We start from the raw sequence: 12,216 nt of genomic DNA, 5'->3' as shown, positions 1-12,216 counted from the left end.
CATAATTTTTCATACATTTGAAAGATTTAATTTACTTCAAGAAATGGAATATTTAAGTTTCGAACTTCCTATCAAAGAATTGATGGATCAATACCAGACGTGTTCTTTAGTAGGAGAAGAAAGTGGTGTTGATGTAAAATTAGCATGCAGCCAGATTGAGGATAAGATTTTAGAAAAGAAAAAAGAAATCTATGAAAATCTTACACCTTGGCAAAGAGTACAACTGTCCCGTCATCCGGATCGTCCTTATACTTTGGACTATATCAACGGAATGGCAGACAAAGGCAGTTTCTTAGAACTTCATGGAGACAGAAATTTCGCTGATGACCCGGCAATGATTGGAGGATTGATTACCCTGGATGGTCAGAAAGTGATGATCATAGGGACTCAAAAAGGAAGAACGACTAAAGAAAGACAGCACAGAAGATTCGGGATGCCTAATCCGGAAGGATACAGAAAAGCTTTAAGACTGATGAAGCTTGCTGAAAAGTTCAATATCCCTGTGGTAACTTTAGTAGACACACCGGGAGCCTATCCGGGATTGGAAGCTGAAGAAAGAGGACAAGGTGAAGCTATTGCAAGAAATATTTTTGAAATGGTACAGCTTAAAACTCCAATCTTCACTTACATCATCGGAGAAGGAGCAAGTGGTGGAGCACTGGGAATAGGCGTAGGAAATAAAGTTTACATGTTGGAAAATACATGGTATACTGTAATTGCACCGGAAAGCTGCTCTTCAATCTTATGGAGAAACTGGGATCACAAGGAAGATGCAGCCAATGCATTAAACCTTACTCCAAAGGATGCTTTAAGAGAGAAATTCATTGATGGAATTATTGAAGAACCGCTAGGAGGCGCTCAATATGATCCGGAAACCACCTATTTGAACTTGAAAAATTCAATTTTACAAAATATCAAAGCTTTCTCCAAATTCACAGGACAGGAGCTTGAAACCCAGAGACAGGATAAATTCATTGCGATGGGTCAGTTTAAAGGATAAAAATAAAAAGGTTAAGAAAAATTTCTTAACCTTTTTTACTTTAGTTTTCTTCCTGTTTTTATTCCGCAACATTGAGTGCAATTTCAATGTCCTGGTCAATTTTCTTCACTGCAGAATATTTGGCATCACATACCATAGTGGTCATTACATATTCTCCTTTATCTACCAGAATAAAATTTTCTCCTTTCGCCGGCACGGTCAGATTATAATATTTTTTCCCACTGATTTTTACGATAAGATTACATGCGGAACGGTTTTTAATATTAATATATGCTTCATTCTTATTCGTATCATTATTGAATATGTGCGTAAGCATTGCAGCTGTTTTTTTAGCTTCATCACTAGGTTCAGATTTACTACTTGTTCCGGCGCTTTTCTTTGCAGATCCTACAGATGCGTAATTTATACTTCTATCAGGTTTTGCTGCCGCAGATGATGATGTTTTATTGGAAGCAAATGTTTTACCGCTGTTCAGCTCATTATTTTTTACAATATTTTCAATCTTTTCTTTATTAATCGGTTTGATTGTAGGCTTCGCTTCCGGAGAATTATCAGCCATAATAATATCAATTAGCCTTCTTTTAAAATAATCTGTTCGCGCATGCCCGGGATTTTGTTTCAGAAAACCGGCTATTACTCTCGCTTCTTTTGAGATCTCAGCTTCTTGCTCTGTATAAATGATCACCGTTTCTTTTTCAACAACAGCTTTCGATTTTGTTTTTTTCTTTTTTTGGGAAAAACCAAGTGAAAAAATGCATATAAATAGAAGGAAGAAGATTTTTTTCATTAATCAAATCTTTAAAATAGTATTAAATATATTAATAACGTGAAAAGTCATTTTTTAGTTTATCATTAAAATCATTATCTTTGCACTGCTCTAAAATTAAGCTAAAAATTAATACTAATCTTAAATAAAAAATAATAGATATTATGTCTTATACACCAGTTGCTGCAGACGTAGCTAAATTAAGAAACCAAACAGGTGCAGGTATGATGGACTGCAAGAAAGCTCTAGTTGAAGCTGAAGGAGACTTCGAAAAAGCGGTAGATATCCTTAGAAAAAAAGGACAGAAAGTTGCTGCTAACAGAGCTGACAGAGAGTCTACTGAAGGTGCGGTAATCGCAAGAGTAAACGAAGACAACACTTTAGGTGCTGTTATCTCTTTAAACTGCGAAACTGACTTTGTTGCTAAAAACGAAGCGTTCATTGAGCTAGCTTATGAATTAGCTGAAATGGCAATCTTCGCTGCTACTAAAGAAGAGCTTTTAGCTACAGACTTCCACGGAATCACTGTTGCTGAGAAATTAGTTGAGCAAACAGGAGTTATCGGTGAGAAAATCGAGATCGGATCTTTCGAAAGAATCCAGGGAGATTTCTTAGGAGCTTACATCCACGCTGGAAACAAAATTGCTGCAATCACTTCTCTTTCTGCTAAAGTAGACGGAGCTGATGAGGCTGCTAAAGCTGTTTCTATGCAGGTTGCTGCAATGAATCCAATCGCTTTGGATGAAAATGCTGTTTCTCAGGAAACTATTGACAGAGAATTAGAGATCGAAAGACACAAACTTACTGAAGAAGGTAAGCCTGCAAACATTATCGACAATATCCTTAAAGGAAAAATGCAGAGATTCTACAAAGACAACACTTTGGTACACCAGGATTTCATTAAAGACGGAAGTATCTCAGTTGCTGATTACGTAAAATCTGTAAACGCAGATCTTAAAGTAACAGGATTTGTAAGAGTAAGCTTAGCTTAATCAATCTTTCAAAAAATATTTAATCCCGGTGAAGTTCACCGGGATTTTTTATTGGAAAACAAATGCGATTATTAACACAATATGAAGCCAATTTTAAATATTAAATAATTACGCTATAATCTCAATTTCAAAGTTTTTTTTATATAAAAAATTGATTATTAATGCTTAAATTTGCGGCCCCTTATAGTAACGCATGAAAAAATTTCTACTCGCTGTTTGCATTTTTCTTTGTTTATCAGTAAATGCACAATTGGATACTGAACACTGGTTTGCTCCTATGTCTGCCAGCAATCTTCAGGGAACCCCTAAAGGTTATGTATACCTTTCTACCAACGAAATTGTACCTTTCTCTGTACAGATTTACAATAATAACAATGTAATTTCTACGGTACAGATCAGTAAAGGAAATCCTACCCAGGTACTCATCCCTAATAATATGATGATTGCCTCTACCCTTTCCAACCTGTTTACTCCCACTTCAATGGGATTGTATGTAAAAGGAGGCAAAAAATTCTTTGCCAGCTACAGGTTTACAGTTTCGGACCAGGCGGAGTTCGTCACCTCAAAAGGAGCCGCCGGCCTCGGTAAAACTTTCTTTGTAGGAATGGCTCCCAACACCACAGCAAAGCCTTATGTAAATTCTACCATTGGCGTTACCGCTACGGAAGACAATACCACTGTAACCTTATCAGGATATAATCCCGGGGTGGTTTTCTCGGATGGTATTTCAACCCCTTCAAGAACTTTCACCATTAACAAAGGTAAATCCTATATCATTGAAGCGCAGAGTAACTTAAACTCCAACAACTTAACTGGATTAGTGGGCGCTAAAATAGTTGCCAACAAACCTATATCCGTAACCAACGGAAACTTCAACAGTATTTATACCACTTTTAACAACACTAACGTAGATGTTCTGATGGATCAGGCTGTTCCTATAGAAAGGTTAGGGAAAGATTTTGTTATGGTTAAAGGAAACGGGCCCACTACCTCAGGAATGGAAGCAGCGCTAGTGATAGCCACCGTAGACAATACCAAGCTGACCGTGAACGGAACTCCTGTGAATAATCTTACACTGAACGCCGGAAAATATTATGTAGTACAGGGAATTAATTATATGACTCAGGTAAACGGGAACTATAATATGAGCATCTCCGCGAACAACAACGTTTATGTATATCAGCTTCTTGCCGGAACTTCTACTGGTAATATTTATGCTACGGGAGGAATGAATTTCATACCACCTTTAAGCTGTTTTCTGCCTAAAGAAATCAATGAGATCGGAGCAATCAATAAAATAGGAACTGATACATTCAATACCAGACTCAATATCATTACTCAGGCGGGAGCTGTAGTAACCGTAAACGGAAATCCAATTACCAATAACGGTCCTGCACCTGTGACAGGAAACCCAAACTGGGTGACGTACTCTATCCCAAGTGTTACGGGAAATATTACAGTAAATTCTACAAAACCGGTTACCGCAGGAATTGCCGCCGGAAACGGTGCAGTAGGATACGGAGGGTATTTTGCCGGTTTTTCTTCTATCCCGGTAATCACTAAAACAGGAGATTGTTATAATGGTGTTCAACTTTCCGTAGAAAGTGGCTATGATGCTTACCAATGGTATTTGAACGGAACGGCTATTCCAGGAGCGACATCTCCATCCATCAACCCGGATCTATACGGAACCGGAGTATATACATGCTATATTACGAAAACGAACTGCGAATCCAGAATGACGGCAGAATTCGATTATACGGCTTGTCCACCGATTACTACAACTACTTATGATATCGGATCATGTAATACAAAAGTAATTACTCCGGTGTTCACCAATTCCAGCCAGACTATTGATCCGGCCAGTACCAATATTATTGTACAGCCTACCAATGGGACAGTGAGTGTAAATCCTGTTACAGGACAAATTACTTATACTCCCAATGCCGGCATAACAGTTAATACAACGGATACATTCACTTATTATATCCAAGGTACCGGAAATCCGGCTGCTTTTGAATATTTCAAAGTAGTGATCAATACTCATATTTTTCAGACAACCAACGCTACTTTAAGCTCTTGTGCTGCCACCACCGGAAATGGAACATTCAACCTTACAACAGCTGTGGTTACTACAGAACCTGGTACTACAATCACCTATTTCACCAATGCGAATTTAACAGGAGCAATTACCAATCCTACTACCTATTCCGGGCCGGCAGGAACGGTGTATGCCAATATGACTTCTCAATACGGATGTTCTAAAACAGCTGCTATTACACTGAACATCAATCCTTCTCCGAATCTTAACACAAATAACTTCAATGCGAATATTTGTGATGATAATTTTGACGGAATTGTAAGTGTTAATTTTGCTAATGTAACTCCTCAGATTGTTACCAACTCTGCAAATTTCACAGTCAGATATTATCTTAACCAGGCTGACGCCAATGCTGGAAATAATAATACACTTCCGGCTAACTGGACCTTTACTGCCAATACAACTGTTTATGTAAGAGTATCTGCCAATACCGGAGAATGTCCTCCTGCTTTGGGACAGATCAATTTTACGATAGGAAATAAGATTCCTCTAATCACCAATAACGGAACATCTGACATTTGTGACAATGATCTTAATGGTTCTGAAGCTGTTAACCTTAACGACTACAAAGGGCTGTTCACCGCAGATCCAGGGGTAATTCTATCATTCTACACTTCATTAGCTAATGCACAGGCTGGAATAAATTCTATATCTGCCTTACAGACTCTTACTTCTACCACTGTATTTTATGTAAGATTCCAAAGCAGTACAGCATGTCCAAATACAGCTATATTAACCCTTAGCCTGAAAGCGCCTAAAAAATCTGAAAGACTTCATGATCAGGTTATTTGTTCCAACGAAAAAGTAATGCTGGATGCAGGTCCGGGATTCACTTCCTACTTATGGAGCACGGGAGCAACCAGTTCCAGTATTTCTGCAGGAGCGGGGACATATTATGTAGATCTTGGATTCAACGGATGTGTTTATCGTCAGTATGTAAATGTAACCACATCACAGTCTCCGGTCATTACCAAAATAGAGGTAACAGGATCTACGGCCACTGTCTTTGTAACCGGAGGAACACCACCTTATAAATACTCATTAAACGGTTTTGATTATCAGACTTCGAATGTTTTCACAGGATTATCAAGAGGTCTTCACACCGTATATGTATTAGGTTCAGATGGGTGCCGCCATGTAACCAAAGAATTTCTGGTTATTAACCTTATCAATACAATTACTCCGAATGGAGATGGCATCAATGATGTTCTCAACTATTCAGAATTAAGAATAAAACATAACGTAGTTATAGAAGTTGCCGACCGATACGGAGCTTCGGTTTATAAGTCTTCTGGTAAAGACTATACATGGGACGGAAAGGTAAACGGAAGAAATCTTCCTACGGGAACTTACTGGTATATAATCAGATGGACAGAGCCCGACACTCAATTACCAGTTTCGTATTCAGGATGGCTTTTAATTAAAAATCGGGAATAATTTTTAACATTTATTTACATTTTATTAAAAGTATTTCATTTTTTATTTTAATTTTGTAGAAATCCTAATTCCATAAACATGAAAAGATTTCTACTCAGTTTGGTATTATTTTTTTTGACAATTAATACACTCTTTGCACAAAGAGATACCGAGCATTGGATAGCTCCTTATTATGATAGTGTTGGAAACTACACCAACATGCTTTACCTCTCAACTGATTCGGTAACGCCTTTTGATGTAACCATATATAATAACAATGCGGTTGTTACTACTGTCACCATCAGCAAAGGAAATCCACAAACCTATAAGGTTGCCAACAACCTTATTTCCACAGGAACAACTACTGATGCTTTCAACGTTGGCAATAAAGGGCTTTATTTAAAAGGAACAAAGCCTTTTTACTGTAGTTTAAGACTTGCACAGAGTGCTCACGGGGAAGTAATTACCAGTAAAGGGAAAGCAGGAATAGGAAAAACATTTTTTGTTGCCAATTCTCCCAATACCATAACAAGCAGTATTCAGAACTTTACTGCAGGTATTCTTGCTACTGAAGACAACACGAATGTAACAGTATCATGGAATGCTACTGCCGGAGTAGTTTTTATCAATGGCAGTCCTACCACCAACACTCAGTCTTTCACATTGCAAAAAGGACAATCCTTTATTTTTGCAGGATCAGGTTCTCAATCTGCTAATAAAGACGGTTTTATCGGAGCAAAAGTAGTTGCTGATAAACCTGTAACACTTACTAACGGAAGCTGTAATGCCAACTTCTCTACTTCTCCATCAGGAAGTGATCCGGTTCTTGATCAATCTGTACCGGTTGACAGACTTGGAAATACATTTGCCATTGTAAAAACAAGATCTACGATTCCTAGTCAGAATATGGAAGGTGGACTTGTTATTGCTACAGAAGATAATACTGAAGTTTATTTAAATGGAGGAACAACTCCTGTTGCAACACTTAGTGCAGGAGGCTGGTATAGAATTAATGAAACCAGCTATGTAGCTCAAGGTACATCCGGCCATTCCAACATGTTAGTTTCAACAACTAAAAACGTATACCTGTATCAATTTGTAGGAGTAGGTAACAGTGAGGCAACCAATGGATTCAACTATATCCCGCCATTGAACTGTTTCCTTCCAAGAAAAATTGATGAAATTGGAAAAATCAACGAAATGCCTATCGGTACCGGAGGTAACAGTGCGGTTCAGGATATCGTTGTAAAATTAAATATTTTAACAGAAGCCGGTGCTACGGTAATGGTTAACGGGGTTGCTCCGGCAGCTGCTGACGGACCTTACCCATTAACAGGAAATTCCAACTGGGTAACCTATGGAATAACAGGAGTTACCGGAAATATTTCCATTACTTCTACAAAAGCTGTAACTGCCGGTATTAACGGAGGATACAGTACTGCTGGATACGGAGGTTATTTTGCAGGATTCTCATCAATCCCTGTAATTGCTAAAAAGACGGGAGAGTGTGTACCGGGAATTATTCTTGAAGTAGACGATGGATACGAAACCTACCAATGGTTCCGTGATGGAGTAGCCATCGCAGGTGCAACTACATTTACTTATACTCCTACACAGTCCGGAAACTATACGGTAAAAGTAACTATGGGAACATGTCCTCCTGTTACAACACCAATCTATAAAGTACAAAACTGTTTAAAAGAAACAACACAGAATCTTAACGCATGTTCTACTAAAATTATTACGCCTACATTTACTTCGTCTACACAAGCTGTGGTTCCAAGTACAGTAGTAATTTTAACACCACCGGCACATGGTACAGCTGTGGTTAACCCGAATGGAACAATCACCTATAATCCTACTGCAGGATACCTGGGTCCGGATAAAATCGTTTATAAATTCTGTGGAAACTCAGTTGAGTTTACAGATTGCGAGCAGGTTACATTAAACCTTACTGTAGTTCCTTTCATTGTTTATGATGCAAGCATCAAAGCATGCTGGTATGATGTAGACCCTTATGCCTATTTCGATCTTACTAAAGCGAAGGTGACAGATTATAATGCGGTTACAAAAAAATACTACCGTACATTGAGTGATCTGAATGCAGGAATCAATGAGATTACAACACCAGAAAACTTCCCTTCAACCGGCGGATTTGTTTATGTAAAGGTAACTACTGCTGAAGGATGTACCGCAAACGCTAAAATTGAACTGATTACACTTCCTATAAAAAAATCTCCAATATTGGTAGACCAATACATTTGTATGGATGCTAAAACCAATCTTGATGCAGGACCTGGATACGATTCATATCAATGGAGTACCGGTGCAACCAGCTCAGGAATCAGAAACGTGGGAGTAGGAGAATATACCGTAATCCTTTCTAAAAACGGATGTTTCCTTACACAAACCGTAAGAGTTAAAAAAGTAGAAGATCCGGTAATCCAGAACATCGAAATCAGTAATAATACTGCAACAGTAATTGCAACAGGCGGTAAACCACCTTACAAATATGCTGTAGACGGAACTGCTAACTGGCAAGATTCTAATACTTTCACAGGATTAAGCAGAGGACAGCATACTTTCTATGTAAAAGATTTTTACAATTGTACTCCTACTTCGGTAGAAATTACAATTCCTAATCTGTTAAATGCAATTACACCTAATGGAGATAATGTAAATGACTTTATAGATTATAGTGAGTTAGCGTATAAAGAAAACCTTTCGTTTGTAGTATATGACAGATATGGAAATATGGTATTCACCGGAAATAAATTCAATAACTATAAATGGGATGGAAGACACTTTGATAAAAAACTTGTAACGGGAACCTATTGGTATCATATTACCTGGAACGAGTCTAACAAAGAAAAAACTCCAATAAAATACACAGGCTGGATCCTTGTTAAAAACAGAGAATAATTTAATAAAAGCCTTGATAAAAAAAGCTGCGATTTCACAATCGTAGCTTTTTTTTATTAATTCAATAATAAACAGTGAAATATTTTCATAACTAATCAATTATTCTGTTATTTTTGTAGAAACCCTAAATAAATATATATATGAAAAAAATTTTATGTTTTTTTCTGTGTCTGTTGTTGGCTGTTAATATATTATATGCCCAAAGAGATACGGAACACTGGTTTGCCCCTATGGCAGCGCGATCAGGAAAGCTGGTCACTCCTGTGCAGGCTCTTTACTTCTCTACAGATTCTGTTACTCCGTTTAATGTAGATATCTATAGTAACAATACGGTGTTAGGAACCGTCACTATTAGCAAAGGAGCTCCTCAAACATTCAACATTCCTTTGAACAGAATGGTTGCCAGTACTAATGGAGAGCTGTTTACTCCAGGTAATAAAGGCTTATATACAAAAGGAGCCAAACCTTATTTTGTAACCTACAGATTTTCAGTAAGCCAGCATGGAGAAATACTAACATCTAAAGGGAAGGCAGGAATTGGTACAAAATTTTACGCCGTTACCGCTCCCATTGAAGAGCTTAACAACGAATATAATTTTACCACAGGAATTCTGGCAACTGAAGATAATACGAATGTAACGGTTTCAAATTACTCTCCCAACACTGTATTTACCAACGGTTGGACGGGAGTTACCAATCCTACCCTTACTTTTACACTGAATAAAGGGCAGTCTTATGTAATTGAAGGAGTCGGTGACAAGACAGTAAATAAAGAAGCCTTTATCGGAGCAAAAATAGAATCCGACAAACCAATCTCAGTGACCAACGGAAATTTTAACGGCCAGTTTGCCATGGCTGCCGGAGGATCTTATCAGGGTTCTGATATTATCATGGACCAATCTGTACCGGTAGACAGATTAGGAAATGAATTTGTAGTGGTAAAAGGAAATGGTGATATCAGCAGAAGGATGGAAGATGCCTTGATTGTAGCTACTGAAGGAGGTACACAAATATATATCAATAACGGAACCACACCAGTGGCAACATTAGCCGAAGGCGAGAGCTACCGGGTAAATAAAGTCAATAACAACAACTATATCAACCAAGGGAATAATCATTACAACATGTACATCAAAACAACAAAAAATGTATATGTATACCAGCTGATGGCAGGAGTTGCTGCAAGTAATGCAACACTTGGCTTCAATTATATCCCACCATTAAACTGTTATCTGCCAAGAAAAATTGATGAGATCGGAAAAATCAAAGACCTTCCCTATTCTACAACGCTTACAGGACATATTGTAAAACTAAATATCCTCACAGAAACAGGTGCTGCAGTTACGGTAAACGGTGCTGCTTTACCTGCTACACAAGGTCCTTATCCTGTTACAGGAACTCCTAACTGGGTATCTTATTCTGTTCCGGATATTACAGGCAATGTTACCATTACATCTACAAAAGCTGTAACCGCCGGAATCTCCGGAGGAAGCGGCGTGGTTGGATATGGTGGATATTTCGCAGGATTTTCCTCTATTCCGGTAATTGCCAAACAGAATGGCGATTGTATTCCGGGAATTATTCTGGAAGTAGACGACAGCTTTGATTCCTACCAATGGTATCGGGAAAATATTGCGATTCCGGGGGCAACGAACCACTCTTATACTCCTACTCAATCTGGAAATTATATGGTAAGAATTACAGTAGGCTCATGTCCTCCTGTAACTACTCCTGTGTATAAAGTTTATACCTGCCTTAAGAAAACAACAATAGACGATACGGTATGTAATGGGGTAAAACTGATCGTTCCAACCTTTACCGTTTCTACGCAGGCAGTTGTTCCTTCAACCGTAACCATCCTTACACCTCCGGCTCATGGGAATGCAGTGATTGACCCTGTTACCGGCGTAATAAGCTATGCTCCGGCTTTCGGTTATTTCGGTCCGGATAAAATTGTGTATAAATTCTGTGGCAATAATCCTGATTTTACAGATTGTGAAGAAATAACGTTAAATCTGACCATCTCAGAAAACCCTAAAGTAAATGATGCTTTACTGAGAGCCTGCTTCCTGGAAAACAATCCGGCAACAGGATTATTCAACCTGGTGAATGCTAATGTAACAATGGCTGCCGGAGTCACTAAAAAGTACTATCCTTCACTTGCGGATGCACATGCCGGAACCAATGAAATTTTAACTCCAAATACTTATATCGCTCCCAACGGTGTTGTTTATGTGAAAGTGATCAACGCAAATGGATGTTATAGTGTAGCTACTGTTACTCTTGTTGTTCTGCCACCGGTAAAATCTGATGTTCTGGTGGACAAAATCATTTGTATGGAAGGGAAAACAACCCTTGATGCAGGCCCGGGATTTAAAAGCTACGAATGGAGTACAGGAGCCACTACCCAAACCATCAAAAATGTTGGTGTGGGTGTATATTGGGTAAAACTAAAAACCGGAGATTGTGTAACCCTTCAGACGGTTAAAATCTATGCTTCTGAGCAGCCTGTAATTTCTAACATTGATATTTCAAACAATACGATAACGGTTAATATTATTGGAGGAACTCCTCCTTATCAATATTCTATTGATAATATCAACTGGCAGGATTCCAATGTATTTACCAATATTGCCAGAGGAAATGCCACCATCTATGTAAAAGATGATTATAACTGCGAGCCGATTAAAGTGGATATTACAATTCCTAATCTGGTTAATGTCATCACGCCCAATCAGGATGGAGTGAATGATGTGGTAGACTATTCTTCACTTGCTGTTAAAAACAATCTCGTATTCAATATTTTTGACCGATATGGAAGCAAGATCTACCAGGCTGATAAAACCAACGGATACAAATGGGATGGAACTGACGGCAACAAAAAAGTACCTACAGGAAACTACTGGTATGAAGTAGGATGGAATGAGCCGAACAATAAACAAACGGCAGTAAAATACACCGGTTGGATTATGGTAAAAAACAGAGAATGATAATTTAGCCATAAAATTTTAAAACCACG

At 38.2% G+C, this 12,216-nt stretch carries 6 protein-coding genes; 5 read left to right on the top strand and 1 reads right to left on the bottom strand.

The window, feature by feature from the left end; all coding sequences use genetic code 11:
* Positions 1-43 precede the first annotated feature (43 nt).
* Complete coding sequence (locus F3J23_RS21175) at positions 44-1,000, top strand: acetyl-CoA carboxylase carboxyltransferase subunit alpha (RefSeq protein WP_167033484.1); 957 nt, start codon at positions 44-46, stop codon at positions 998-1,000.
* A 58-nt stretch (positions 1,001-1,058) separates the two neighbouring features.
* On the opposite strand, the gene F3J23_RS21170 is transcribed toward F3J23_RS21175, so the two are convergent.
* On the bottom strand, positions 1,059-1,787 hold the full coding sequence (locus tag F3J23_RS21170; protein ID WP_167033482.1) for a DUF6759 domain-containing protein: 729 nt from the start codon (positions 1,785-1,787) through the stop codon (positions 1,059-1,061).
* A gap of 143 nt (positions 1,788-1,930) precedes the next feature.
* On the opposite strand from F3J23_RS21170, the gene tsf reads away from it, so the two are divergent.
* From tsf to F3J23_RS21150, 4 genes are all read left to right on the top strand, one after another.
* Positions 1,931-2,758 (top strand): translation elongation factor Ts, encoded by an 828-nt coding sequence (gene tsf, locus F3J23_RS21165; RefSeq protein ID WP_167033480.1) that lies wholly within the window; start codon positions 1,931-1,933, stop codon positions 2,756-2,758.
* Positions 2,759-2,951: 193 nt separating this feature from the next.
* Complete coding sequence (locus F3J23_RS21160; RefSeq protein WP_228455399.1) at positions 2,952-6,296, top strand: T9SS type B sorting domain-containing protein; 3,345 nt, start codon at positions 2,952-2,954, stop codon at positions 6,294-6,296.
* Positions 6,297-6,374: 78 nt separating this feature from the next.
* Positions 6,375-9,197 (top strand): gliding motility-associated C-terminal domain-containing protein, encoded by a 2,823-nt coding sequence (locus F3J23_RS21155; RefSeq protein WP_167033478.1) that lies wholly within the window; start codon positions 6,375-6,377, stop codon positions 9,195-9,197.
* Between the two features lie 140 nt (positions 9,198-9,337).
* Positions 9,338-12,187 carry a T9SS type B sorting domain-containing protein gene (locus F3J23_RS21150; protein ID WP_167033477.1) on the top strand — a complete coding sequence of 950 codons (2,850 nt, stop codon included), beginning with the start codon at positions 9,338-9,340 and terminating at the stop codon, positions 12,185-12,187.
* Positions 12,188-12,216 lie beyond the last annotated feature (29 nt).

The sequence above is a fragment of the Chryseobacterium sp. Tr-659 genome (assembly GCF_011752975.1).
Lineage (GTDB): Bacteria > Bacteroidota > Bacteroidia > Flavobacteriales > Weeksellaceae > Chryseobacterium.
Note: the sequence above shows the minus strand (reverse complement) of the source record. Positions and strands in the feature narration are given on the sequence as shown.

Coding starts and splice junctions, on each gene's coding strand:
- F3J23_RS21175 (WP_167033484.1), top strand. CDS start 44: ATGGAATATTTAAGTTTCGAACTTCCTATCAAAGAATTGATGGATCAA.
- F3J23_RS21170 (WP_167033482.1), bottom strand. CDS start 1,787: ATGAAAAAAATCTTCTTCCTTCTATTTATATGCATTTTTTCACTTGGT.
- tsf (WP_167033480.1), top strand. CDS start 1,931: ATGTCTTATACACCAGTTGCTGCAGACGTAGCTAAATTAAGAAACCAA.
- F3J23_RS21160 (WP_228455399.1), top strand. CDS start 2,952: ATGAAAAAATTTCTACTCGCTGTTTGCATTTTTCTTTGTTTATCAGTA.
- F3J23_RS21155 (WP_167033478.1), top strand. CDS start 6,375: ATGAAAAGATTTCTACTCAGTTTGGTATTATTTTTTTTGACAATTAAT.
- F3J23_RS21150 (WP_167033477.1), top strand. CDS start 9,338: ATGAAAAAAATTTTATGTTTTTTTCTGTGTCTGTTGTTGGCTGTTAAT.